Raw genomic sequence first — 26,188 nt, 5'->3', positions numbered from 1 at the left:
TATATGCACAAGGAAATCGGCGCCTACCAGCGCCAGGGCTTCGGCAACACGTTTGAATTGGCCCCGCCGTTCGGCCTGCTGGTCATCGACTTCGTCAACGGTTTTGCCGATCCCGCGGTGTTTGGCGGCGGGAACATCCGCGAGGCTATCGGCGCCACGGTGCCGCTGCTGGCCGCAGCCCGCCGCGAAGGTTGGCCTGTTGCCCACAGCCGCATTGTCTATGCCGACAATGGCGCTGACCACAACGTCTTCTCGATGAAGGTGCCGAACATGCTGACGCTGAAGGAGCATGACCGGAACAGCGCCATCGTGGACGAACTGGCGCCAGCGCCGGGCGAGCTCGTGGTACGCAAGACCGTGCCATCGGCATTCTTCGGTACTTCACTGGCTGCATGGCTGACCCAGCGTGGCGTGAAGACGCTGCTAGTAGCCGGGGCCGTCACCAGTGGCTGCGTGCGTGCAAGCGTGGTTGATGCGATGCAGTATGGCTTCCGCCCGCTAGTCCTCTCGGACTGCGTGGGCGATCGGGCGCTGGGCCCGCACGAGGCCAATCTGTTCGACATGGAGCAGAAATACGCGGCCGTGATGCCGCGGTCCGCCGCGCTGGCGGCGATCGGCGTGCGCGATTGAGCGCAGGTATGGCGTTTGCGCCGCTTGCCATGCGGTGAAGCCGCAATTGACAGGCCGGGGCCACGGTCCTTAGCATTTTGGTCAGTATGCTGAGTATGTGAAGGGTCGCGGCGGGCACTTCGCCCGCCGTGGCCGCCGGCCACGAAGACAGGACATCGATGGAACCGAATCATTCAGAGGAAGGGCGGGGCCAGGGGGTCGGCGCGCGTGTCGCGCGCAAGGAAGACGCCCGGCATCTGCACGGCAAGGGCCGGTTCGTGGCGGATATCGCCATGCCGGACCTGCAGGAAGTGGCATTCCTGCGCAGTCCTGTGGCGCATGCAAGGCTGCTCGCGGTGACGAAGCCGCAGGGTCTGGCCGCGTCCGTGATCGTGCGCGAGGACATGCAAGAGGCCAAGGACATCGTCGCCGACTCGGCGTTTCCGTCCTATCAGCCTTCGGCGCAGCCGCCGCTGGCCAGCGGCAAGGTGCGCTTCGTCGGCGAACCCGTGGCGATGGCGTTCGCGCCGACCCGCGCCGAGGCGGAGGACATCGCCGAACAAGTCTCGCTTGAACTGGACGAGCTGACTGCGCTGACCGAAGTCGCGCAGGCGCAGCAACTGGCGGGCGAGGTCCGCGTGCACGAGCACTGGCGCGACAACAACTTCCTGACGCTCACCGCCGACAAGAATTTCGAAGCGCGGCAGCGCGAGGCAACCGTCGTGGTGCACCGCAAGATCGACCTGGCGCGCCAGTGCATGGTGCCGATGGAAGGCAAGGCGGTACTGGCCTATTGGGACCACCAGTTCGACCAGCTCGTCGTGTACAGCGCCACGCAGGTGCCGCATATGATCCGCACGATCCTGAGCCACTGCCTCGGATTGGAGCAGGAACGCGTGCGCGTGATCTCGCCCGATGTGGGCGGTGCGTTCGGCTACAAGTGTGTGCTGCAGCAGGAGGAGCTCTGCATCGCGTGGCTGGCCATGACATACAAGCGGCCATTCCGCTTTATCGAGGACCGGCGCGAGCACCTGACCGCCGGGGCCAATTCGCGCGAGCACCACTATGAACTGACGGCCTACGCCGATGCGCGCGGCAGGCTGCTGGCGCTGGACGCGAAGATCGCGATCGACGGCGGTGCCTACTCTGTCTGGCCATTCACCATTGGCCTGGAGCCGGGACAGGCCATCGGCAACCTGCCGGGTCCGTATGCGTTCGACGCCTATCGCTGCGAGACTGTTTGCGTCGCCACCAACAAGCCCGGCTTCGTGCCGTACCGCGGCGTGGCGCGCACGGGCGTGTGCTTTGCGATGGAATTGCTGATCGACGCCATTGCCCGCGAAGTCGGCCGTGAACCTTGGGAAGTCCGTTGCGAGAACGTCGTGCCGCCGCAGGCCATGCCCTACGTCAACGTGACCAACAAGCATTTCGACAGCGGCGACTATCCCGCCAGCGTGCGCAAGGCGATGGAGATGATCGACCTGGCGGGGATCCGCGCGCGCCAGAAGGCCGGCCCGGAAGGAAGTCGTTACGTGGGCGTGGGCTTCGGCACTTACACCGAACAATCGGCTCACGGTACGTCGGTGTTCGCGGCATGGGGCACGCCGGTGATTCCGGGCTTCGATTCCGCCACCGTGCGCATCACGCCCGATGGCGGCCTGGAAGTCCGCGTAGGCGTGCATTCGCATGGCCAGGGCATGGAAACAACGTTCGCGCAGATTGCCAATGAAATCCTCGGCGTCGATGTCGCACGGATCAAGGTCGTCCATGGCGATACGGGACTGACGCCGTTTTCGACGGGCACCTACGCATCGCGTTCGCTGGTGATGTCGGGCGGCGCGGTGTCGCGCGCCTGCAAGGCGCTGCTGCCGCGGCTGCTGAAGATCGGCGCGCACATGCTCGGCCAGCCAGAGGAGTCCGCGCGATTCGAGGCGGGACACGTGCGCGCGGGGGAAGCCAGCATCGCCGTCAATCGCATCGCAGACGCCTGGTACATCAACCCACACCTGTTGCCGTCCGACGTCGATGCACAAGGGCTGGAAACGACCATGGGCTTCAAGCCGGCCGTCGATACGGGCAGCTTCACCTATGCCACGCATGCGGTCGCCGTGGAGGTCGATGTCGATTCCGGCCACGTCGAGATTCTCGACTACGTGGTCGTCGAGGACTGCGGCACCATGATCAATCCAATGGTCGTGGAGGGCCAGACCTACGGTGGCGTGGCGCAGGGCATCGGTACCGCGATGTTCGAAGAGATGCGCTACGACGGCAATGGCCAGCCGCTCGCGTCGACGCTGGCGGACTACATGCTGCCGGGACCGACCGAGATTCCGTCGATCCGCATCCACCATTTCGAAACGCCGTCGCCGCATACGGAGTTCGGTGCGAAAGGCATGGGCGAGGGCGGTGCCATCGCGCCGCCGGCCGCGATCTTCAATGCCGTGAACGATGCGCTGCGCGATTTCGGCGTCGAACTCAAGGAAACCCCGCTGACCCCACGGAAGGTGTTGGAGGCACTGGATGCCGCTGCCGCACAGTCCGAAAGCAGGAAGGCTGCCTGACCGATGAAAGCCGTCGCTTTTTCCTATCAAGCCCCGGGCTCGCTCGCCGATGCGCTCGCGCGTCTTGGCGCGGGCACCGACGTTGCCAAGACCATGGGCGGGGGCCAGTCGCTCGGCCCCATGCTGAACCTGCGCCTGACGCGCCCCGATACTGTCGTCGACGTATCGCGGCTGGCGGAACTGCGCGAGGTCACGGCGAGTTCCGACTATGTGCGTATCGGCGCGTGCGTGACTCACGCGCAGATCGAAGACGGCGTCTTCGATGCACTGCGCGGCACCATGCTGCAGGCGGTAGCGGGTGGCATTGCCTACCGCGCGATCCGTAATCGCGGCACCGTGGGCGGCAGCCTTGCGCATGCCGATCCTGCTGCAGACTGGGTGGTGACCATGACGGCGCTCGGCGCACAGGTCGAGCTCGCCTCGGCCGCTGGCACCCGCGTAGTACCGATGGATGCCTTCATGATCGGCGCCTACACCACGGTGCTCGAAGAGGGCGAACTGATCGCCGCAGTACGGGTGCCTCCGGTAACTGCCGATACGCGATGGGGCTATCAGAAGCTGTGCCGCAAGACCGGAGAGTTCGCGGAGGCCAGCTGTGCTGCGTACTTTGACGCGAGCCGCCGCTTCGCACGCATCGTGCTCGGCGCGCTCGACGGTCCGCCGGTCGTCCTGCGCGACCTGACCCGTGCCGTCGCCGCGCAAGGCGCCGCCGCGCTGACCGCCCAGGCCGTGGACGAGGCCATTGCCGTCGCCGCGCCGGACAAGGACGCCATCGACCGCAAGCTGTGCCGCACCGTTGTCACGCGCTGCGTGATGCAAATGCTGAACTGAGGAGCCCTGTGCAAACCATCGCATTCACCGTCAATGGCCGGCAGGTATCCGGCGCGTGCACGGACCGTACGCATCTCGGCGACTTCCTGCGCGACACGCATCGCCTGACGGGCACCCACCTCGGCTGCGAGCACGGCGTCTGCGGCGCCTGCACGGTGCTGGTCGACGACAAGCCCGTGCGCTCATGCATTACCTTCGCCGCCGGTTGCGCGGGCGCCGATATCGTCACCGTCGAGGGGTACGAGGACGATGCCGTCATGGCCGACCTGCGCGCGGCGTTCAATCGTCATCATGCGTTGCAGTGCGGCTTCTGTACGCCGGGCATGCTCGCCACCGCGCGCGATATCGTGCTGCGCTTGCCCGATGCGGACGAGGCCACGATCCGCCATGAACTGTCGGGCAACCTGTGCCGCTGTACGGGCTACATGGGCATTGTCGCGGCTATCCGTTCGGTGCTTGATGCGCGCCGGGCGGCATCGGGCGCAACGGTGCCAGGGGCGCCTTTGGCCGCTGCTACGAAGAAGTTCACCGGCTTTACCGTCTCCGACGAGGCATTGGGCGCTGCGCCAGTACAGGCCGCCACGGCAGCCAATGAAGCGGGGCGCGCCGCGGACCGCAAGGGCTGGTCCCGCATCGAAGGCAGCTTCGCCGTGCCCTATCCGGTCGACGCCGTATGGGCATTCATGGCCGACCTGCCGGCCGTTGCAGGCTGCCTGCCGGGCGCGGTACTGACCGAAATCGAGGGCGAGAAGGTCAAGGGACACATCGCGATCAAGTTCGGCCCCATGTCCGCGCGGTTCGAAGGTGCGGCACGCCTGCAGCGCGATGACAGCCGCATGCGTGGTGTGCTCAAAGGCGCAGGGCAGGATTCGCTGAGCAACTCCAAGGCCGCCGGCGATATTGCCTACCAGCTCACCGCACGCTCGGCCAGCGAGACGGAAGTCGAAGTGGACCTCCAGTATTCGCTGCAAGGCCCGCTCGCCCAGTTCTCTCGTTCCGGACTCGTGCGCGATTTCGTGCGGCGCATGATCGCCGACTTCGGCAAGTCGGTCGCGCGCAGGATGGATCCCACGCTGAGCGAAGCCGAGCGGATGAAGACAGCGCAGCTCAATCCCGTCGCGCTGTTCTTTGGCGTGTTGTGGGAACGCGTGAAACGGGTGTTCGGCGCAGGCGGGCGCTGATGCGCAGGCCCGCCTGGCGTTAAGTTGGCACTACGCCGGCGCGGGCTTGCGCACCTGCGCGCCGATCTGCCGCCGCATTTCATCGGCGAGCGGATGCAGGCCGCTGGTGGAAGCCGAGGCGACCAGGCTGTAGCCGAGTCCCTGGTCCGCCCATGAATACCCGGCAATGCCGGCCTGGCGATGGGCCTTCATCGGCGTATCCTGGTCGATCTGCATCGGCCGCACCAGCATGGCCACGCGCGAGCCGTGCCCGTCGTCGTACATGAAGAGCCCGGCCGGCCCGTGCTCCGTCGCCACCAGGCGCCCGCCCATATAGCGGTAGCCTGACTGGCTGAGGTCCGGGACAGAAATAGGGCGCTGCAGCCGTGCCGATACCCATCTGACCAGGTCGGCACGGTCGTTCGCGCTGATCTCCACGGGGCGGTTCAGGTCCAGGGCGAAGACCTGATAACTCGCCGTCGCCTCGCGCGCCAGTGCGGCAATGCCGCCTGACGCGGGCTCGGTAGCGCCGCGTCCCATCCATCCGGCCAGGCCGCCCACGCACAGCGCAACGATCACCGACGCGGCCATGCGCCACGGGGCAGCCGTGTGCGCGCGGCGTGCGGCGAGCATATGGCGCAGGTTCAGTTCCGGTGGGATCGGCTCGCTCGCAACCGGCGCGAGTGCAGCGCGCAGGCGCTGGCGCTGGACGATATAGCCATCGACGCGGCGCGCGACGTCCGGATGGTCGCGCAGATAGGCCTCGATCTCTTGCCGGCGCGCTTCGTCGAGCGCGTTGTCGACATAGGCCTGCAGGTCTTCTTCCTGCACGGGCCGGTTCTCGTTCATTTGACCCTCCGCAATGCCGCCTTCCGGGGCGATCCTGCTGTCGTCGCCGTCTCGCCGCTTTCCATGATCCTCAACAGCCTATCCCGTGCACGCGACAGGCGCGACATCACTGTGCCGATCGGGATGTCGAGCACGCGCGCGGTGTCCGCGTACGACATGTCTTCGACCGACACCAGCAGCAGCACGCTGCGCTGCTCGGCCGGCAGCGCGTCCAGTGCGCTCATGAGGTCCTGGTAGTGCAGGGCATCCTCCTGGGTGGCGCGGGTGCTCAGGGATTCCGCCACATCGTCGATGTCGACATGCAGGCCCGACGTGCCGGCGTGGCGGCGCAGCGTGGTCATCGCCAGGTTGTGCAGGATCGCAAACACCCAGCTGCGCGTGTCGCCGTGGTGGCGGCGGCTGTCCCAGTAAGTGATGACCTTCTCGAGGCAGTCCTGCACGAGATCGTCGGCGGCGGCTGCGTCTCGCAGCAGTGCGCGCGCATAGCGCCGCAGCGCGGGGATCATCGGCTCGACTTGCTGCAACAGGTCCTTCACCGCCAGCCCTCCCGGATAAGCGTCCACAACGCGCGCCCGCCTACATGGCCTGCACCTGCACGGGTGCAGTGGGTTTGCCGTTGTCCGTGGGCGCGATCACAAGATAGCGCCGCGTTTCCGTGCCGGCAATGCCCTGCACAACCTGCCGGATTGGCCCGATCGCATTGACGATGGCCGCTCCCGCAGGGTTCGCCATGAAATTGGCGAGCGGCTCCAGCACACCGCTGCCATCGGCCTGGCTGGCCAGCGCCAACACATAAGCCTGCTTGGGCTGGAGCCCCGTGGCGGACGCCTGCAACACCTGCAGCAGGCCCTGGTCGAACAACGTCACGCTAGTCGGCGCATTGTCGCTGGCGACGGGCTTGCCATTGACCACGGGCAGTAGCCGGAGCTGCGTGGTCTGTCCAGCCAGCCCGATCGGCTGCAGCCCTTGCGTGCCCGAACCTTCGGCCACGGCATCCGGCACATAGACGATGGCCTGCGGCGCCTGGCCCACGGGCACATTGGCGACAACCTTATTAGTCTCCGTATCGATCGCCGCGAGGCTGTCCGCGTTTTCGAGCCCCACATAGATGCGCTTGCCATCGCCGGACGGCCACAAGCCGTGCGGAAGGCTGCCGACTGGAATGGTCGCGACCTGTGAGAAATCGTCGGTCCGGAACACCTTCACCTGGTTCAGCCCGCCGATGGTGATATAGGCAAACGTCCCGGCCGCCGTGTGCGCGAAGTTGACGTGGTTGGTGATCGGTCCTGTCTCGATGGTCTTGATCATGCGGAACGGCGGACGCGCTTCGAACACCTGGGTCTTGCCGACGTCCTTGAGCGTGAACCACACCTGCGAGCCATCCGGCGTAGCGGCAATGTTCGGGCAGAACGGGCTTTCCTGCTTCACGCGTGCGACGACCTTGTGATCCGCGACGGTCACCACCGCGGTCTCAGGATTGAACGACGAGCAGATATAGCCGTACTTGCCGTCCGGCGAAAAGATCTGCATGCCGGGGCCTGCGGCGACGGTGATGCGTGTCTTTTCCCCGAACGTCTTTGCATCGATGACCGAAATATAGTTCTCGCCGCGCACCGTCACCCAGACTTCCTTGCCGTCGGGCGTGTAGAACGCTTCGTGCGGCGAACGGCCCACATAGGTCACGTGCTGGATGGCATTGGTCGCCGTGTCGATGAAAGACACCGAATTGGAGCCGATCGACACCACGGCCAGCGTGCGCCGGTCGGGCGAAAAACCTAGGCCATGCACCAGCACCTGACCACGATACAGCGGGCTGAAATTGCCCGGCGCAGGATCGCCCAGTCGGATCACGCCCAGCAGCTTGTTGTCGGCCGGGTCCGTCACCGACACCGTGTTGGAAAACTGCTCGGCCGCATAGATGCGGTCGCGGTGGCTCAGGGGCACGTCGGGCGCGTTCAGCGGACCGGGCGCTTGTCCGGCCAGGGTGATGCCGGACAGGCCGACCAGCAGCGAGAAGGTCAGGGCGGTCTTGAACGACTGGACAGGATTCCGGTTCATGGCTTGGTCTTGTTGTCAGTGTGCGTGCGTGGAGCGGCTGTGCCCGGCTGCTTGTGGCATTGGCTGGACGCTGTTGTCAGGCTGGGTCGGCGCTGGGGCGGATGGCGGCAATGGCTGGCCGAGCGCGAGCCGCATTGCGGCGATCTCCTGCAGTTGTTCGACGACGATTTCCTGCGCGATACGCCGCAGCTGTTCATTGCGCCCGTAGCGCAGTTCGGCCATGGCCATGTCGATGGCGCCCTGGTGATGCGGGATCATCATGGCCGCGAAATCCTGATCGATATCGCCGCTAGGTTTGACGGCCATGCCGTCCATCATCCGGGTCATGGCGGCCTCGTTCTCGGCCGCGAACTTCTGCTGGTCGGTGGTGGCCTGGGCCGCAGCGATAGCCGGCAGCAGGAATGCCGCCGTCAATGCCAGGACAGTCCGGGCAGAGGCGGAGGATCGCGGTGGGCGGGGCGGGAGAGCCATGATTCCTCGTGGTTCAGGCGGTCCGGGAAGCGGACCCATGCCTGGTAGACGCACGAGGGGGCGGCTTTATTCCACCGCGAATCGGAATTCTTCAGCGAGGCATGCAAGGTGCCCGGCGGGGCTCTGTCGAATGCGAAGTTCGCACCACGTTGCTGGCAGGTACCGCAGCCGGGCCACGGACGATGTCAGTCCGGTTTGATCTGCGCGCGCGCGATGATCGGCTTCCACCGCGCTTGCTCCTGGGCGATGAAGCGCGCGAACTCTTCCGGCGTGCTGCCCACCACCAGCGCGGCATCGGCGCCGAGCCGTTGTGCCGACGCCGGGCTCTTTACCGCCTTGATGGCGGCGTCCGCAAGCTTGTCGGTGGCCGCCTGGGGAAGACTTGCCGGCGCAAGCAGGCCATACCACTGCGTCATCTCGAAGCCCGGATAGCCTTGTTCCGCCACCGTGCCGACGTCAGGCAACTGCGGGATGCGCTGCGACGTGCCGGTGGCGATGCAGCGCAGCTTGCCGGCCTTGATGAACGGCAGGATTGCCGGCGCACCGACCGCAGCCGCATCGAGCCTGCCGGACAGCAGATCGGTGATCTGCGGACCGCTGCCGCGGTAGGGCACGTGGGTGATGAAGGTGCCGGAGGCGGCCTTCAGGTACTCGAATGCCAGATGGCCGGCGCTGCCATTGCCGGCCGAACCGTAGTTGAGCTTGCCGGGCTTGCTCTTGGCCAGCGCGATGAACTCCTTCAGGTTCTTCGCCGGCACGTCGGGATGGATCACATACAGGCTCGGCACCTTGGATAGCAGCGAAACCGGTCGGAAGTCCTTGTTCGGATCGTAGGGCAGCTTCGCGAAGATGTAGGGATTCACCGCGAGGGTACCGATATGGCCGAGGATCAGCGTGTGCTGGTCATCCGCGCGCGCCACTTCCCCCATGGCGACGTTGCCCGCGCCGCCCGGCTTGTTCTCCACGAACACCGATACGCCAAGCAGGCGGGTCAGTTCGGCGGCCGTCGAGCGTGCCACGATCTCGGAGCTGCCGCCTGGTGCGAACGGCACCACCAGCCGGATGGGTTTGGCCGGCCATGCCTGGGCGCGCGCGAGCGATGGGGCAAGGGCGCCGGCGCCTAGCGCGGCGGCGAGCTTCAGGACGTCGCGGCGGACGGGGTCAAACTGGGTCATGCAATTCTCCGGTGATGCGTAGTGGCTTGGCTTGGCCTGGCTCGGCGGCTTGGCTTGGTGACTTGAATTCGTGGCGGGAGGACAGCGGTTGCCTCATTCCGGCTTGACGTTGCCATCCTTGATGACCTTGGCCCACAGGCGGGTCTGGTTATCGATATAGCGGGCGGCCTCGGCCGGCGGCGCGGCCACGACCTCGCCGCCCAGTTCCGCAATGCGCTTGCGCACGTCGGGGCTGTTCATGACTTTCTGCAGCGCTTCAGAGAGCTTGCTGGCAATCGGCTGGGGCGTGCCGGCCGGGACGAATGCCGCATTCCATTCATAAACTTCGTAGCCCGCCACGCCGGCTTCTTCCATGGTCGGCACCGACGGCAGCGCCGGCGTGCGCGTATGGCTCGTCACGGCAAGCGGCCTGAGCTTGCCGGCCTTGATGTGCTGCAGGCTGGAGGCCACGTTGGCAAAGAACAGCGGCACCTGGCCCGCGATGACATCGGTCATGGCCGGGCCGCCGCCTTTGTAAGGCACGTGCAGCAGGTCCACGCCCGCACGCTGCTCGAACAGCACCCCGGACAGGTGCTGGGCGGAGCCATTGCCCGACGAGGCAAAGGCTACCGTGCCCGGCTTCTGCTTCGCTAGCGCCAGGACATCCTTGACCGAATGCGCGGGGAATCCTGGCGTGGCCACCAGGACATTGGGATAGCGCGCAAGCACGCCAATTGCCGTGAAGGCCTTGGCAGGGTCGTAGGGCAGGCGGGGATACAGGCTTGGATTGACCGCATAGGACGAGGCATCGACCATCAGCGTGTAGCCATCCGGCGCCGCCTTGGCGACGTACGATGCGCCGATCTGCCCGCCGGCACCGGGCCGGTTTTCCACGATGACGGACTGGCCCAGTTCACGCCCGAGCCCGGGCGCGATCATGCGCGCCATCAGGTCCGCACCGCCGCCGGGCGGGTAGGTCACGACAATGGTGATGGGCCGGCTCGGCCACTGCGCGGCCGACTCCGTGGCCTGCGCAAGGACGGGGCTGAGCAGCAGGCTGGTGGCCACGGCGGCTGCGATGCATGTTGTCGAAGGATTCAAGCTTGTCTCCACATCAGTGTTCTTTTTCATGGGTCAGCGGATGTCCGCCTGGTAGCGGAACGCGTAGGCGTCGCCCTCTGTCAGCCGGTACTCCGCACAGTTGCCCTGCAGGTCATACGCGCGCCGTGTCACGAGCGCGCATGGGTGACCATCGGGCAGGTCGAGCAATTCGGCCTGGTCCGCATCGAGCGTGCGGAATGTCACTTCGTCGACGGCACGGTGGATCGTGATGCCGCATTGCGAAGCCAGCAACGGATAGAGCAGGTCGCCCCATTCGGCCTTGGGCAGGCGCTGCAGCGGCTCGCAACGCGGCAGCGGCAGCCAGATCGATTCGAGCAGGCGAGGCTTGTCGTCGAGCCAGCGGCGCCGCGAGATCGCCAGCCCGCGAGCGCCTGTGTCCAGCCCGAACAGCGTCGCAACAGACTTCTCCAGCCGCACGGCGCGGCACGACAGGATCTCGGAACGCGGGATGGCCACGTCAGCCGCACCCGCATCGGCCCGAAAGCGGAAGAACCGCATCATGCTGGCACCGGTGAGTCCATTGCGCACGAAGGTGCCTTTGCCCTGCACCCGCTCCAGTAATCCCTCCTGCACGAGTACGGCTATCGCCTGGCGGATGGTGCCGAGCGCCGTGCCAAACTCAGTGGCAAGCGTGCTTTCGGCCGGAATGGCCGCGCCGGGCGGCCATTCGCCGTCCACGATCTTGCGCTGCAACTGGGCCGCGATCCGGCCGTAGCGGCTCACGCCGACGGCGGTTGCGGAGCTGTGCAGCGGGGCGTTGTCTTGCATCTGGGGTTCGTGTAGATTGGTGTCCTCTAGAGGACTAGAGTATAGATGGGGGCGCCTGATGCCATATCAGGGCTTACCCGCATGCGAGGAGCAGCGACGATGACGCGCAACGCGATGCCACTGGTGGATTGCCACTTTCATCTGTTCGATGCCGGAACCGGCATGCCGGCAGCGCGGTACCGGCCTGCATACTCCGCGCGCATCGAAGACTGGCAGAGCCTGCTGGCGCCGCTGGGGGACCTGTATGGCGTCGTAGTCCAAACCAGTTTTCTCGGCACGGACAATGCGGCGCTGCTTGCGGCGCTGCGCGCCAGGCCAGGGCGGCTTCGCGGCGTGGCCGTGGTGGATCCGTCGGTGACGGACGGCCAGTTGGCCGCCATGCAGGCGGCGGGCGTGCGAGGCATCCGGCTCAATTTCTTCGGCGACCCGGAGTGGCGCCGCATCGGCACAGCGCCGTGGCGGACATTGTTCGAACGGATTGCCTTGCTCGGCTGGCATGTGGAACTGCATACCGCGAACGGTCAGGGTGCTGCGCTGCTGTCTGAACTCGACGCTTCGCTTGGCGATTGCGGGGCACCTGTCGTGCTCGACCACTTTGGCAGGCCCGGCGAACAAGGCGTTCGAGATCCGGTCTTCGCGGTGGCTGAGCGGACACTGCAGCGTCGGCAGGTGTGGGTAAAGTTCAGCGCCCCATACCGGCTCCCGCCCGGCACAGACTGGCGTTCACTCGCAATGGCATGGCGCCGGGTCGTGGGGCAGGACCGGTTGCTGCTTGGCAGCGACTGGCCTTGGACCAATCATGAATCGTCGGCCCGCGCTGGAGAATGCGCGGCGCTCTTCCAGTGGCCCTGCGAGCCGACTGGTGGCGAGGGGGCGGGGGATGGCGGGTTTGCCGAGTCGCTGCGCTGGAGGAATGCGACGGTGCTTTACGGGTTTGGGTTGTAGGACGACTTTGCGACTTGATTGCCTTCGGATGTGCTCTCCCTTGGTTCGGTGAGGTGCCTTGTGAAAGGAACGAAAGTAACGATTCCAAGTCAATCGTAATCGTTAAGTTACAATGCTGTACCGCAGCAAGGCCTCTGACGCACCCACAAAGTGCGCCATCCAGCCCTGCTGAACGCCCCCCCGGGACCCATGCGATTCCTGTTTCTGCTGCTGACTGCCATGTGCCTGTCGCTGCTCTCCTACGGAGCGGTGGCGGACGCGCACGCGGGTGTACAGGGAAACATTGCCGCGGTGGCCGCCCACGCGATTACCGTGCCGGACAAGGTCAGCGACGTCGCATCGCTGCCCTCGGTCGACGCGACCGGCCGGCTCGTCGTTCCTGGCGATGATGGGCTGAACGACGACGACATCGTCGACGAACCGCCGCCCGGCTACTGCAACATCTGGTCTGCGGATCTGCTCGATCCGCTCGATCTGCTGGACGAAATCGAAGAGTCCAGCGCCTTGTTCGACCTGCCGACCGTGAAGCTGCTGCTGCCCGCGGACGATATCTGGCAGGCGCCCGCCGGGCGCACCGCGCCGCCCGCCACGGCTTTCTTCAAGCCGCCGATTTCCCTCGCCTGATTCCCTTCGCGCCCTGTGCACGGCATCGCCGTGCGCAGGCCGCGTCCCATTGCCTGCCCAGAACTCCCGGCGCGCCTTAACGGTAGCCGGCTGAGTCCGTTGCGGTACGTCTGCCGTCCGTCTCGCGCATCGCGCGAGGGGGCGGGCGATGACGCATGGCGCAGGCAGCCTATGGCTTGCTTTCCCGACTCATGACACACACCAAGCTGACCCTGATCGCGTCGCTTTCGCTGGTGGCGTTCGCGGCCGTGCCGGCCCAGGCCAGCGACGACATGCGCCCGCCGGCCGCCGTCGTCCTGGCTGGCGGCAACGTTGCACCGCCCGCATCCGCTGCCCCAGTGACCGGTCCTTCCTATGGCCTGCAGCAACTGCTGGCGCTCGCGCAATCCACCAACAAGGGCGTCGAGGCCGCGCAGGCCAATGTCGATGCCGCCAATGCCGCCATCACTAGCGCGCGCGCCTATCCGAACCCGCAGGTCGAGGTGATGTACGGCCGCCTGCAGGGCAAGCAGCCGGGCGTGACCAGCGGCAACGCGCCCACCTACGCCATCACCCAGAAGCTCGACTATCCGCACCAGCGCAGCCTGCGCCAGGACATGGCTTCGCGCGGCCTGGAAGCGTCTCAGGCCGTGCGCCAGGGCTTTCGCGCCGAATTGGCCGCGCGCGTGAAGACGGCGTATTTCGAGGTTCTGCGCCGCGAGAGCGAACTCCAGGCCGCGTCCGAAGACCTGGCGATGATGCGGCAGATCCATTCGCGCGCGCGCCTTCGCGTGGAAGTGGGCGAGGCCCCGCGCTATGAACTGATCAAGGCAGAGACCGAATTGCTCGCGACGCAGAAAAGCGCGCAGACGGCGGAACTGCGCGTGAACCAGGCCAAGGCCGCGCTGCGCCAGCAGGTTGGCGGCGCCATGCCGGCGCTGTTCTCGCTGGACGGCAATCTCGGCCAAGTGCCCGATGTGCCGCCGCTGCCGCAGTTGCGCGGCACGATGAACGCCAGCAACGCCGAACTGACCCAGCGCCGCATGGAACTCGAGCGCGCGCGCCTCGGCGTGGATTACCAGCGTTCGCTGCGCTGGCCCGAAGTCGCCGTGCGCGCGAGCACGGACCGCCAGCCGGACAACAACGTCTCGCAGATCGGGCTGGTGGTGACGATTCCGCTGTGGGACCGCCGCAGCGGTCCGGTGGGCGAAGCCACCGCGCAGGCCACGCAGGCGCGCACTGCGCTGGAAGCGCGCGAATTCGAGCTGACGCAGGAACTGGAAGCCGCGTACCGCCAGTACGAAATCACACAGTCGCAGGTGACAGCACTGGAGTCCGGCATCGTGCGCGAAGCCGAGTCCGCGCTGAACGTGGCCGAGTCCGCCTACCGCTTCGGCGAGCGCGGCATTCTCGATTACCTGGACGCGCAGCGCGTGCTGCGCGGCGCGCGCAATGAACTGATCGCGGCGCAGTTCGACCTGCAGGTCGCTGCCATCCAGATCGAAAAGCTCATGTCGACGGCCCTGGGCACCGCGCCTGCTGCGCTGCCGTCTTCCACCATCCAGAACCGATAATCATGCGCCCCAATTTCCTGCTTTCGCTGACGGCCACTGCCGTCATGGTGTTTGCCCTGGCAGGCTGCTCGAAGGAGCCGGCCCAAGCGACCGAAGCCCCCAAGCTGCCGCCCGGTGTCATCAAGCCCGAACCCAACCTGATGCAGACCCTGAAGGTAGCGCCGGTGTCCACGTCCGCGTTCAGCGAGATGCTGCGCGTAGCGGGACGCATCGATTTCGACGAACAGCGCGTGTCGCGCGTCGGCGCCAGCGTGACCGGGCGCGTGACCGACCTGTATGCGAGCCTGGGCCAGGAGGTCAAGGCGGGTCAGGTGCTCGCGCGCCTGCACAGTACTGAACTCGGCGCAGCCCAGATGGCCTTCCTGAAGAGCGAGGCGCAGCACGAACTGCAGGCCCGCAATGCTGAACGCGCGAAGCAACTCTATGCGGCCGACGTGATCGGCCGCGGCGAGCTGCAGCGCCGCCAAAGCGAGCTGGCGATTGCATCGGCCGAAATGCGCGCCTACCGCGACCAGCTGCGCGTGCTGGGCATGTCCCCGGCCGCTATTGCGGAGCTGGCCAAGAACGGCAGCATTAATTCGCATTCGCCCGTGTATTCGAGCCTCAGTGGCACCGTGGTGGAACGCAATGTGGCGCAAGGCCAGGTCGTGCAGCCGGCTGACGCGCTCTACACCGTGGCCGACCTGTCGCGCGTATGGGTCGTGGCCGAAGTGCCCGAACAGCAGGCCGCGCAGGTGGCCGAAGGGCAGAGCGTGGAGATCGAGGTGCCGTCGCTGGCTAATGGCAAGGGCAGTCAGACCATCACCGGCAAACTGATCTATGTGGGCCGTACGGTGAACCCGCAGTCGCGCACGGTGCTGGTCCGCACGGAGCTGGAAAATCGGGAGGGCCGCCTCAAGCCGGCCATGCTGGCGAGCATGCTGATTGCCAGCAAGCCGGTCGACCAGCTCGTGGTGCCGGCTTCCGCCGTGGTGCGCGAAGGGAACGACGAACTCGTCTACGTCGAAATGCCCGGCGGCCAGTTCCGTCAGACGCGCGTGAAGCTCGGCGCGGAAAGCGACGGCATGCGCGTGGTGCTCAGCGGCGTGAAGGCCGGCGACCGTGTCGTGGTGGATGGCGCCTTCCATCTCGACAACGAGCGCAAGCGCATCGAACAGGGGTAATCGGCCATGATGAAATCCCTGGTTGAAGCCGCCATCAAGCAGCGGCTGGTGGTGTGCGTGCTGGCCGTGGTGCTGTTTTTCTTCGGCCTGCGTGCGGCCACCAAGCTGTCGGTAGACGCGTTTCCCGACGTGACCAACGTGCAGGTGCAGATCGCCACCGAAGCGGCCGGCCGTTCGCCGGAAGAAGTGGAGCGCTTTGTCACTGTGCCCGTGGAAATGGCCATGACTGGCCTGCCCGGCCTGGAAGAGATGCGCTCGCTGAACAAAGCCGGGCTGTCGCTGATCACGCTCGTGTTCACCGACGCCACCGACGTCTACTTCGCACGCCAGCTCGTGATGGAGCGGCTCATCGAAGTGTCCGGACGCATGCCCGAAGGCGTGACGCCGGTGCTGGGCCCGGTCTCGACCGGCCTCGGCGAGGTCTACCAGTACACACTGGATCGCCCCGACGACGGCAACCGTGAACTGACACAGGAAGAACTGGCCGAGCGCCGCATCGCGCAGGACTGGGTGGTGCGCCCGCTGCTGCGCTCGATCCCCGGCGTGGCCGAGATCAACTCGCAGGGCGGCTACGTGCGCCAGTACCAGGCGCTGGTCAACCCCGAGCGCATGCGCCACTACGATGTCTCGATCCAGCAGGTCTATCAGGCGCTGGCGCGTAACAACGCCAACTCTGGCGGCGGCGTGCTCCCGCACTACGCGGAGCAGTACCTGATCCGCGGCGTCGGTTTGGCCAAGGGCGTGGACGACCTCGGCAGCATCGTGCTCAAGGAAGTGGCCGGCACGCCGGTCTACCTGCGCGATGTGGCCACCGTCACCATCGGGCACGAGGTACGCCAGGGCGCGCTCGTGAAGAACGGCCAGACCGAGGCGGTCGGCGGCATCGTCATGATGATGCGCGGCGGCAATGCCAAGGAAGTAGTAAGCCGCGTCAAGGCGCGCGTGGCCGAGATCAACGCCAAGGGCATGCTGCCCGGCAAGCTGCAGATCGTGCCGTATTACGACCGCAGCGAACTCGTCGATGCCGCGCTGTGGACGGTGACCAAGGTGCTGCTCGAAGGCGTGGTGCTCGTGGTGATCGTGCTGTTCCTGTTCCTCGGCGACGTGCGTTCGTCGGTCATCGTGCTCGCCACGCTGGTGCTGACGCCGTTGCTGACTTTCATCGTCATGAACAGGATGGGACTGTCGGCCAACCTGATGTCGCTGGGCGGGCTTGCGATCGCGATCGGCCTGATGGTGGACGGTTCTGTGGTGGTGGTCGAGAACGCGTTCGAGCGGCTAGGCCATAAGGAACCGGGGCTCACCAAGACCCAGATACTGGTCAAGGCCGTGCAGGAAGTGGCCACACCCGTGATCGTCGGCGTGGGCATCATCATCCTGGTGTTCCTGCCGCTGATGACGCTGTCGGGCATGGAAGGCAAGATGTTTGCGCCGCTGGCGTTCACGATCTCGATTGCGCTTGCGATTTCGCTCCTCCTGTCGCTCACACTGTCGCCGGTGCTGAGTTCGTACCTGCTCAAGGGTGGTGCCGAGCACGACACGAAGATCATCGCGTTCATGAAGCGGCACTACCTGCGCATGCTGCACTGGGCGCTGGGCAACAGCCGCAAGACGGTGATCGGCGCAGTGGGTGCCTTTGTGTTGACGCTGGCCATCGTGCCGCTGCTTGGCACATCGTTCATTCCCGAGATGAAGGAAGGGTCGATCGTGCCGGCCATCGACCGGGTGCCGAACATCTCGCTCGAAGAGTCGATCAAGCTCGAGAAAGAGGCCAACAAGCTCGTGCTTGGTGTACCGGGCGTGAAGTCGGTGGTGTCGGGAGTGGGCCGCGGCGAAAGCCCTGCGGATCCGCAGGGCCAGAACGAATCGACGCCGATCGCGAGCCTGAAGGACCGCCACGAGTGGCCCGACGGCTGGACGCAGGATGACATCGCCAACGCCATCCGTGAAAAGCTCAAGGCCATTCCCGGCGTGCAGATCGTGATGGCGCAGCCGATTTCCGACCGCGTCGACGAGATGGTCAGCGGCGTGCGTTCCGACGTCGCGGTGAAGGTGTTCGGCGACGATCTCGATAAGTTGCGCGAACTTGCGGGCGAGATCGCGCGCGTGGCGGGCGGCATCCAGGGCTCGCAGGATATCCGCATCGAGCGCGTGTCGGGGCAGCAGTACCTGTCGATCGAGATCGATCGCCAGGCGATTGCGCGCTACGGGCTCAACGTGTCCGACATCCACGACGTGATCGAGATTGCCATCGGCGGCAAGCGCGCGACGGATATCTTCGAAGGCGAGCGCCGCTTCGCGGCGGCAGTACGCCTGCCGGAGGATTTCCGCAACAACGTTCAGGCGATCCGCCAGTTGCTGGTGGCGACGCCCAACGGCACGCAAGTGCCGCTGCAAAGCGTGGCGAAGATCGAGGTCAGCGACGGCCCCGCGCAGATCAGCCGAGAAATGGCCAAGCGTCGCGTGGTGGTGATGATCAACGTGAAGGACCGCGATCTCGGCGGCTTCGTGGCCGAGTTGCAGCAGGCGGCGGGCGCCAAGGTCAAGCTGCCGGAAGGCTACTACCTCGAGTGGGGCGGCCAGTTCCAGAATATGGAGCGCGCCATGGGCCACCTGAAGATCATCGTGCCGGTGACCATCGCCGCGATCTTCTTCCTGCTGTTCCTGCTGTTCAACTCGCTGCGCTTCGCCACGCTGATCATCACGGTGCTGCCGTTCGCATCGATCGGGGGGATCATCGGGCTGTTCGTCACGGGCGAGTATCTGTCGGTGCCGGCATCGGTGGGCTTTATCGCGCTGTGGGGCATGGCTGTGCTCAACGGCGTGGTGCTGGTGTCGTACATCCGCACGCTGCGCGATTCGGGCCTGTCCGTGACGGAGGCGGTGGTGCAGGGGGCGACCCAGCGCTTCCGGCCGGTAATGATGACGGCCACGATTGCGATGCTTGGCCTGGTGCCGTTCCTGTTCTCGTCCGGCCCGGGCTCGGAAGTGCAGCGACCGCTGGCGGTGGTGGTGATCGGCGGGCTGATCACGTCGACACTGCTCACGCTCGTGATGGTGCCGACGTTGTACCGCTGGTTTGACGACCGCAAGGCGGATCCGACCAAGGATGTGCCGGTCTGATGCGGTGAGCTGAGGTCGCCGGCCCGACGACAAAAGGCGCTTCGCGCGGTGCGCGGAGCGCCTTTCTTCTTTGCCTGAACAGTGCGTTGTGTCTTACGACACGGACATCACCTTGATGTCCTCCCACTGCGGATGCAGCAGCCGCAGCGTGGCGAGGATCGCCTTCGGGTCTTCCGCGTGGCGGTCGGACAGTGCGACGGCTTCGGTGGAGGTGACAACCGACTTGTGGCCTTTCTGGCGGTACTGGACTTCGACGGTCTTAGTGACAAATGACATGGCTGGCCTTCCGGGGATAGGGGTGCCTGACCGGGGAAATCGTGGGGGACAGCTGCCAGGCAGGAACAATAACGGCAGGCGCGCTCAAGACTTTTGCCCCGCAAGCACGCGGAGCCTGTTTCAGTTCATGACACCATGCATGAGATGGCTTCAGCGCCGCTCCGTGGCGAAGAAAAGCAGTGCCAGGATCGGCAGCGCGAAGCCGATGCCGCTGGCCAGCGGCCAGCCGCCGTGCGCGTAGGCCCAGCCCCCCAGTGCAGAACCGAGCGCTCCGCCAACGAAGAACACGGCCATGAACACGCCGTTGAGCCGGCCGCGGTGCTCCGCGCTCAGCGAAAAGATCGCCCGCTGCCCGACGACCAGGCTCGCCGAGACGCCGAAATCGAGCACGATCGCGGCGACGGTCAGCATTGCCAGGGCGATCGCCGATCCGGGCGTGCCGGCCAGCCCGATCAGCATCGACCCCGCGCCAAGCAACAAGGCAATGGCCGTCATGCGGCGGCCGCGCCCGCGGTCGGCCAGTCGGCCGGCGATGGGCGCGGCGATGGCGCCAGCCACGCCGGCCAGTGCGAACAGCGCGATGCCTCGCTGCGACAGCCCGAAATCCGGTCCGGACAGGTACAGCGGGACGGTGGTCCAGAACAGGCTGAAGGCGCCGAACATGCTGGCCTGGTAGGCCGCACGCCGGCGCAGCACCGGCTGCGTGCGCAGCAAATGCCACATGGAGGCCAGCATCTCCGCATAGCGCCCGCCGGGTGCCGGCGCGCGCTGCGGCAGGCGCCGTGACAGGACCAGGGCCAGCAAGGCCATGACCACCGACGACAGCGCGAAGATGGCATGCCAGCCCCAGAGATCGGCCACCAGGCTTGAGATCGGCCGCGCCAGCATGATGCCGAGCAGCAACCCGCTCGTGACATTGCCGACGGCGCGTCCGCGCGCATGCTCGGGCGCCAGGTGGGCGGCAAACGGCACCAGCACCTGCACGGCCACGGAACAGAACCCGATCAGCCAGGCGGCGAGCAGGAACGTGGCCGCGTGCGTTGCAAAGGCGGCACCGGCAAGAGCCACCGCGTTGCCGGCCAGCAGCCGGCATACAAGGCGCCGGTTCTCCACCAGGTCGGCCAGCGGTACCAGCAACAACAGCCCGAGGCAGTAGCCGGCCTGGACCAGCGTGATGATCAGGCCGGCCGCGCCCGGCGACAATTGCAGCGCTGTGGCAATCGGGCCGACCAGCGGCTGGGCGAAGTACAGGTTGGCGACGGTCACGCCACAGGCTGCGGCAAGCAGCGGCGTCACCCATGCGGGGACGGATTGCGGTGGCTGCGCCGGGCGTGTGCCGGAAGCGGTGGCCCCGCCGGTGGTCGACTGGACGGTCATGGCGATCTTCAACTGGACGGCATCGAGTGCCGGTTTATGGTGTTCCCGGCGGCATATCGATGCGACGTCGGCGCAACGCGTGCACCGTCGACCGGTGCCGCAAGCGTGTAGTGGCCGGCAGGGTAGCACTTGTAGCGCAGGCTTGCAGACCGACTCCCGACGGCTGCCCGGCGATAGGACCCGCGACCGGGCACGTTACCAGGACCAGCGTGCGCCGATATTGCCGAACCACGCGCTGCGTGGCACGCCGTCCAGGCTGGTCAGGTAGCCGACGGTGCCGTAGACGCTGCCGCGCGGGCCAGCCTTTCCGGCGATCCCCGCCTCGAAACGCGCAGCCGTGTAGGCCTGGCTGGTAGGGATCGAGGTCGTGGCTGCAAAGGTAGTCTGGTCCGTGCCCCCGAAGGCGTGCAGGATATCCGTGCGCAGCCAGGGCTGCCAGCGCACGCCGCGGTACTCCAGCACTTTCTGGAGCCGGACACCGGCACGTGCGAGCGTGCTGTCGGCATTGCGGAAAGTCACGGTGCTGACCTGGTCCTGCAGGTCATTGAGGGAAAGGTGCTGCCACACAAGCTGCACTTGCGGCTCCAGTGTCACGGTGGGCGACAACTGGAGCGGCATGCCGCCCTCTGCGGATAGCGCCAGTGCGTTGCCATGTGTTGTGGCGCCCGTGCCGGTATGGGTGCTCGGATCGATCGTCAGCGTGCTGTACTGCAGCACCGTATCGGTGTACCAGTTGCCGGGTCCGATATGGCTCCAGTATGCGCCTACGCTGTACGCGTTGATATCGAGCTTGCCGGCCGCATAGCCGGGAAAGCCAAGCGCGAAGCCGGCAATGTCGCCCGCCGCCCGCGCGTAGCCGAAGTAGGCACCGAAATGATCGCGATGGCCACCGGGGCCATCGCCCGCCATGGCGTACAAGTCTTGCCCGACTTGCAGGCCGGCGAGCGTGCCGCTGAAATCCGGGTGTACCTCGCCGCCTTGGGACTGATGGCCGTTGCTGCCCCAGGCCCGGGCCCAGGCAGCACCGAGCGCGCCGCGTTCGGTCAGCAGGGCCTGCTCGCCCTGGCGTTCATGGAAGGTGGCGATCTGGTCGACGCCCAGCTGTCGGGCGACGCCTGCAATGGCCGCATAGACGGGCACTGCCGGCCGGTAGAGTGGGACCGGCGACGCATCGGCTGCCGGCGCGGGCGGCAGGGCGGGGCTGCCTGCCGCCGGTTGTGGTGACAGTACCGGCTGGGGCGCGGCGGACGGCGGTGCCGGGGACACTGACGAAGCCGGGGCAAGGCTGGATCGCAGGAACCAGCTATCGGCCGTACCGTTGCTGACGCCACCGCGGTACAGCACATAGACGTATGCGCCGGCCTGGATCTGGCCTCCCGCGAGCCGGAACGCGGATGGCGTCGAGGTGCCGCCGTCGGTGACCACAACGAGCGGGATCCCGTCCACTACGGTCAGCCCGCCATTGCCGCCGGCATTGGCCAGCGCGATCGTGGTGCTTCCGGAAACCGTGCCTTGCGAGACGCCAAGCCGGTCAGAGGGCGAGTTGTCCGCGCCCAGTATGCTGCGCAGCAGCAGTTGCCCGCCGTTGCCCGTGTAGTGACCGACGATCTGCAGGCGGCTCGCTGCCGGCGTGGAGCCCGTAGTCAGGTCGATGACGCCGGCATTGTTGACCGCTGCCAGTTGTCCCGCGGCTGCTGCCACAATGGCCGCGTTGCCGGCGGGGCCGATCTGCAGCGTGCTGGTGCTGTCGATGTCCAGCGTGCCGGCCGTTGGCGCGGTAACAGCGAGTGGGCGCTGCAAGCCAAGGGCCGCAGGCGCTTGCAGGGCCGGGTCGCCGAGTACGAGGTCGCCGTCCATGACAAGCGTGCTGTGGTTGGTCAGGTTTACTGCTTCAAAGCCGACCAGGCGGGCCACGCCGGAGAGACGGCTCTGGTCGAGGGTCAGGCTGTCCAGGCCGCTGCCGCCATCCAGACGTGGCATGCCAGCCAGGTTGGCATCGGTCAGCCCGCGCAACGTGGCGGCATCGCTGTCGTCGCCGAGCGCGATGGCGCCATTCACCTGGCCACCGGAGATGACGACGGCGTCGCGGCCCGGACCCATGTCCACGGCATCGACTTGCCCGCCGGACATCTCGAAGCGGTCATCCCCCTCACGCAGCACGATTGCGCCGCGGATGGTGCCGCCGAGCATGTTCACGACGTCATTGCCGACGTCCAGGTCAATCGCGCGGAAGCCGCCGGAGATCGTGCCGCGGTTGGTAATGACGACAGCCGCTCTTGTCGCGCCGATGGCGTTTCCACTCAACGATTCGATCGTGCCGGTATTGTCGATCGAGCTGGGGCCGTTGTTGACGATGATGCTGGTCGCGTCCGAGTGGATCAGGCCGGCATTGTCCAGCGTGATGCCATGGTTGGCGAAGATGGCGTTGGACTGATCGCTCAGGATGCGCCCGGCGGCGGTGTTGGTCACGGTCAGCGCCGTGCCGCCCTGCAACCCGGAGCTGTCCGTTCCCGTGGCGAGAAGCGTGCCGCTGTTGCGTACCGTGGCAGGCGCGTTCCCGTCCACGAAGACGGCGTGCGACGCCGTGCCCGTGGCAATGATCGTGCCGCGGTTGTCGAGCGTGTTGCCGGTGCCTTGCATGAGCACGGTGGGGGCCGCGTCACCCGTTCCTCGCAAGGTGCCGCCATTGTCCACCAGGCTTTGCTCGCGGACGACGACTGCGCTGCCTGCCGCCACCGCCAGTTCGGCATTCGGCTCAATGGTCACCGTGACCCGGCTGCTGCCCGGCTGCGCGACGATGGGAGTGGTGGCGGGATTGGGCGCCAGCGGCGTGCATGTGGCGGTCTGCCCGTCGGCAGGGGCGGCGAGATCACAGGCGGCGAGCGCGACATCGGGGCGCAGGCCGAGCGCCACGGCGAGCACCGTGGCTGGCCATGTGCCGTGGGGCGGGCGGCTGGAACGATGCGGCATGGCGTCCCGGTGGTCTGGCGCGCTGAGGTGCGCTCTTCACGGGAACAATAGGCGCGGCTGGCCGGATGGCAAGGGTGATCTGTGCCGCGCGAGGCTCTGGTACGGCCGGGGGCCGGTCAGCACGTCGCTCAGCGGCGCTTCAGCTCGCCCAGGTAGTAGTTGATTTCGGCAAGAAGCGTGGCGTGAAAGGCTTCGGGCAACTGCCGGTCGTCGGTCAGGCACAGCAGGTCATCGACACGCTTGCGGAAGGCGCCCTCAACGCTGTCGCGGCGTTCCGCAGACATCCCCGCACACAGCGCAGCCAGGAACTCGCGCAGCACCAGCAGGCGCGCGCCGTACTGCACCATGGCGTCGCCCTGCGTCTTGAGGCTGCGCGAAAGCTGGTCGGGAACAGCGTCAGGCGTGGCCGCCTCATGGGCCGGCACCGCGGCGTTTACCGTGCAAGCCTGCGGCTTGCCGGTCAGCATGGTTTTCCTGAACATGGCGGGCCTCCGTGACGAGCACCGCGGCCTGGCGTCATGGGCACCCGGAGGCGGTTATGCGCATCTTGATGGCGGCGGCAATCGCGGACTGTTCGCTAGCCGACACTGGCGGCCCTTCATTCGATTGGGGCGGTACATGGCGCCATCTTGTCGCACCTTCATTGTTTGCGGCGCATCAACGATCCTGGCGGCGGACATCACGTCCGCCGGAGCCCTGCCGTTAAGGCCGGGAAAACCGCGCCTGGCCATTGTGCCGACGCAGACCGCGTCCGCACAGGCATGCCGGCCGCGAGTATCGGGGGTTTCACCCAGCCTGCAATCGAATTTCCACAATGAGTCAGTTCATCCATACGATCAAGTTCAGGATCCTCCTGGTGTTCAGTGTTTGTATCGCGCTGATGCTGGCGATCGGGCTTTTCGCCTTGCAAACCATCTCGAGCCTGAACGAGAACATGCACGACGCCTACGAGCAGAACACCGTGGCCATCGGCGAGCTGGCGGACGTCCGCGTGGCACAACTCCATATCCGCCGGCTGCTGTGGAAAATCCAGGCGACTTCGGAGGACGAAGGCAGTGCGGACATGGCCCTGGTGCGCGAATACCAGGCAAAAATGAAGAAGGGCTGGCAAGCCTATTACCCCACGCGGGTCACGTCGCCGCGCGAGCGGGACATGGCGGATCAGCTTGACACGGCGCTGGCGCGCTTCGCGGATCTTGTCGCACAGGAGCTGCACCTGCTCGAAGCCGGTGACCGGGCCGCGGCAGCCCGTCTGCAGGAAAGCGATCTCGGTGCGGCCGGCGACAAGGTCGGCGAGCTCATCACGCGCGGTGTGGAAGTCAACCTGAACCAGGCCGGTGACTACCATCGCCGGAGTCTCACGGAGGCGCGTTCAGCGCTGTGGACGACCGCGGTGCTGGTGGTGCTTGGGTTGCTCGTTTCGCTGGGGGCGTCGCACTATCTGCTGCGAACCATTACGCGCCAGCTTCGCCGCTCCGTGGAAATCGCCGACGAGATCGCCGGAGGCCGCCTGGACCAGCAGATCGAGATTCGCTCGCGCGACGAGTTCGGCCTGCTGTTTGGTGCCATGGCGCGCATGAGCAGCCAGCTTGCGCAAACGGTCCGCGGCATCCAGGTATCGAGCGAGGCCGTGCGTGTGGCATCGCGTGAAATCGCCAGCGGCAATATGGATTTGTCCGCGCGCACGGAGCAACAGGCGGCCTCGCTCCAGGAGACCGCGGCCAGCATGACGGAGATCTCCCAGACCGTGCGCATGAACGCTGACAACGCGTCCCAGGCCAACACGCTGGCCGGCAGTGCGCGAGACCTTGCGCATGCCGGCAACGCGGCGGTGCAGGCCATGGTGCAGACGATGGCCCGGATCAGCGGCAGTTCGGGGCGGATCTCGGACATCACCAGCCTGATCGAGGGCATTGCCTTCCAGACCAATATCCTGGCGCTGAACGCGGCGGTGGAGGCCGCACGTGCCGGCGAGCAGGGGCGCGGATTCGCGGTCGTGGCGGGCGAGGTGCGGGCGCTGGCGCAGCGCTCTTCGGCGGCCGCCAAGGAAATCAAGGAGCTGATCGAGTCCTCCGCGGACATGGTCCAGGACGGTTCGCGGCAAGCGGGGGAGGTCGGCCAGACCATGGGTGAGGTGATCCGTGCGATCCAGCAGGTGTCGGACATCATGGGCGAGATCTCCGTGGCGTCCGGCGAGCAGAGCCAGGGCGTGGAACAGGTGCACCTCGCGATCAGCCAGATCGATTCAGGCACCCAGCAGAATGCCGCGCTGGTCGAACAGTCCGCCGCGGCGGCGAAGTCGCTGGAAGAGCAGGCCAATGCCATGGCCGATGCGGTTTCGGTATTCCGGATCGCGGGGGAGGGAGGGAGCCGTGTGCAGGGCGCGCCATCGGTGTCCGTCGCACGCGGATTCAGCGGCACGCAACCGGGCTTGCAGGCCGTGCGCAGGCCGCCCCCGGCCGCTCAGCCTGCACGGGCCCCGCGTGTTGGCGATGAGGCCGACAACGATTGGCATTCCTTCTGAGCCGTGTCCCGGCATAGCCATCGCATGCCGTCACAAAGGCGTGAATATGG

General features: G+C 66.4%; 21 protein-coding genes. 10 read left to right on the top strand and 11 right to left on the bottom strand.

Features of this window, described 5'->3' with window-relative positions; genetic code table 11:
- Positions 1-3 precede the first annotated feature (3 nt).
- The 4 genes from K2O51_RS02420 to K2O51_RS02405 all read left to right on the top strand — a co-directional run bounded on the left by K2O51_RS02420 (position 4) and on the right by K2O51_RS02405 (position 5,182).
- Entirely contained in the window at positions 4-630 is a 627-nt protein-coding gene (locus tag K2O51_RS02420; protein WP_011299914.1) for an N-carbamoylsarcosine amidohydrolase, read from the top strand.
- A gap of 158 nt (positions 631-788) precedes the next feature.
- Entirely contained in the window at positions 789-3,170 is a 2,382-nt protein-coding gene (locus K2O51_RS02415; RefSeq protein WP_011299915.1) for a xanthine dehydrogenase family protein molybdopterin-binding subunit, read from the top strand.
- Positions 3,171-3,173: 3 nt separating this feature from the next.
- Positions 3,174-4,001, top strand: a complete 828-nt coding sequence (locus K2O51_RS02410) for an FAD binding domain-containing protein (protein WP_011299916.1) — start codon at positions 3,174-3,176, stop codon at positions 3,999-4,001.
- 8 nt (positions 4,002-4,009) lie between these two features.
- Positions 4,010-5,182 (top strand): xanthine dehydrogenase family Fe-S subunit, encoded by a 1,173-nt coding sequence (locus K2O51_RS02405; protein ID WP_011299917.1) that lies wholly within the window; start codon positions 4,010-4,012, stop codon positions 5,180-5,182.
- 30 nt (positions 5,183-5,212) lie between these two features.
- Here K2O51_RS02405 and K2O51_RS02400 read toward each other — a convergent pair whose 3' ends face one another.
- The 7 genes from K2O51_RS02400 to K2O51_RS02370 all read right to left on the bottom strand — a co-directional run bounded on the left by K2O51_RS02400 (position 5,213) and on the right by K2O51_RS02370 (position 11,583).
- Positions 5,213-6,010 (bottom strand): anti-sigma factor family protein, encoded by a 798-nt coding sequence (locus tag K2O51_RS02400; RefSeq protein WP_011299918.1) that lies wholly within the window; start codon positions 6,008-6,010, stop codon positions 5,213-5,215.
- Positions 6,007-6,516: an RNA polymerase sigma factor gene (locus K2O51_RS02395; protein ID WP_084791992.1), complete on the bottom strand. Its 510-nt coding sequence runs from the start codon at positions 6,514-6,516 to the stop codon at positions 6,007-6,009. The genes K2O51_RS02400 and K2O51_RS02395 overlap by 4 nt, the downstream gene beginning before the upstream one ends.
- A gap of 70 nt (positions 6,517-6,586) precedes the next feature.
- The gene (locus tag K2O51_RS02390) at positions 6,587-8,068 is read right to left on the bottom strand and encodes a YncE family protein (RefSeq protein ID WP_011299920.1); all 1,482 of its coding nucleotides are present in this window, start codon (positions 8,066-8,068) and stop codon (positions 6,587-6,589) included.
- Between the two features lie 15 nt (positions 8,069-8,083).
- Positions 8,084-8,539, bottom strand: a complete 456-nt coding sequence (locus K2O51_RS02385) for a DUF305 domain-containing protein (RefSeq protein WP_011299921.1) — start codon at positions 8,537-8,539, stop codon at positions 8,084-8,086.
- A gap of 185 nt (positions 8,540-8,724) precedes the next feature.
- Positions 8,725-9,714 (bottom strand): Bug family tripartite tricarboxylate transporter substrate binding protein, encoded by a 990-nt coding sequence (locus K2O51_RS02380; protein WP_011299922.1) that lies wholly within the window; start codon positions 9,712-9,714, stop codon positions 8,725-8,727.
- A gap of 93 nt (positions 9,715-9,807) precedes the next feature.
- Positions 9,808-10,824 (bottom strand): tripartite tricarboxylate transporter substrate binding protein, encoded by a 1,017-nt coding sequence (locus K2O51_RS02375; protein WP_011299923.1) that lies wholly within the window; start codon positions 10,822-10,824, stop codon positions 9,808-9,810.
- Positions 10,825-10,827: 3 nt separating this feature from the next.
- Positions 10,828-11,583, bottom strand: coding sequence for a GntR family transcriptional regulator (locus K2O51_RS02370; protein WP_011299924.1), 756 nt, complete (start codon positions 11,581-11,583; stop codon positions 10,828-10,830).
- 99 nt (positions 11,584-11,682) lie between these two features.
- Between K2O51_RS02370 and K2O51_RS02365 the strand changes: the two genes are divergently transcribed.
- From K2O51_RS02365 to K2O51_RS02345, 5 genes are all read left to right on the top strand, one after another.
- Entirely contained in the window at positions 11,683-12,528 is an 846-nt protein-coding gene (locus tag K2O51_RS02365) for an amidohydrolase family protein (protein WP_140953214.1), read from the top strand.
- A 189-nt stretch (positions 12,529-12,717) separates the two neighbouring features.
- Positions 12,718-13,152 carry a hypothetical protein gene (locus K2O51_RS02360; protein WP_011299926.1) on the top strand — a complete coding sequence of 145 codons (435 nt, stop codon included), beginning with the start codon at positions 12,718-12,720 and terminating at the stop codon, positions 13,150-13,152.
- Positions 13,153-13,343: 191 nt separating this feature from the next.
- Complete coding sequence (locus tag K2O51_RS02355) at positions 13,344-14,705, top strand: TolC family protein (RefSeq protein ID WP_140953215.1); 1,362 nt, start codon at positions 13,344-13,346, stop codon at positions 14,703-14,705.
- A gap of 2 nt (positions 14,706-14,707) precedes the next feature.
- A complete protein-coding gene (locus tag K2O51_RS02350) occupies positions 14,708-15,868 on the top strand; it encodes an efflux RND transporter periplasmic adaptor subunit (protein WP_011299928.1) in 1,161 nt (386 codons plus the stop codon).
- Between the two features lie 6 nt (positions 15,869-15,874).
- Complete coding sequence (locus K2O51_RS02345) at positions 15,875-18,991, top strand: efflux RND transporter permease subunit (RefSeq protein ID WP_011299929.1); 3,117 nt, start codon at positions 15,875-15,877, stop codon at positions 18,989-18,991.
- Positions 18,992-19,084: 93 nt separating this feature from the next.
- On the opposite strand, the gene K2O51_RS02340 is transcribed toward K2O51_RS02345, so the two are convergent.
- From K2O51_RS02340 to K2O51_RS02325, 4 genes are all read right to left on the bottom strand, one after another.
- Positions 19,085-19,267: a hypothetical protein gene (locus K2O51_RS02340; protein ID WP_041680130.1), complete on the bottom strand. Its 183-nt coding sequence runs from the start codon at positions 19,265-19,267 to the stop codon at positions 19,085-19,087.
- Positions 19,268-19,417: 150 nt separating this feature from the next.
- The gene (locus K2O51_RS02335) at positions 19,418-20,644 is read right to left on the bottom strand and encodes an MFS transporter (RefSeq protein ID WP_245001825.1); all 1,227 of its coding nucleotides are present in this window, start codon (positions 20,642-20,644) and stop codon (positions 19,418-19,420) included.
- Positions 20,645-20,839: 195 nt separating this feature from the next.
- Positions 20,840-23,614 carry an autotransporter family protein gene (locus tag K2O51_RS02330; protein WP_140950337.1) on the bottom strand — a complete coding sequence of 925 codons (2,775 nt, stop codon included), beginning with the start codon at positions 23,612-23,614 and terminating at the stop codon, positions 20,840-20,842.
- A 128-nt stretch (positions 23,615-23,742) separates the two neighbouring features.
- Entirely contained in the window at positions 23,743-24,096 is a 354-nt protein-coding gene (locus K2O51_RS02325; protein ID WP_011299932.1) for a hypothetical protein, read from the bottom strand.
- A gap of 332 nt (positions 24,097-24,428) precedes the next feature.
- Here K2O51_RS02325 and K2O51_RS02320 point away from each other — a divergent pair, with 332 nt between their 5' ends.
- Positions 24,429-26,138 (top strand): methyl-accepting chemotaxis protein, encoded by a 1,710-nt coding sequence (locus tag K2O51_RS02320; RefSeq protein WP_011299933.1) that lies wholly within the window; start codon positions 24,429-24,431, stop codon positions 26,136-26,138.
- The last annotated feature ends 50 nt before the right edge of the window (positions 26,139-26,188 follow it).

This window comes from Cupriavidus pinatubonensis, assembly GCF_019602855.1.
Classification (GTDB): Bacteria; Pseudomonadota; Gammaproteobacteria; order Burkholderiales; family Burkholderiaceae; genus Cupriavidus; species Cupriavidus pinatubonensis.
The sequence above is the reverse complement of the archived record's forward strand: the minus strand, read 5'-3'. Positions and strand labels throughout refer to the sequence as shown.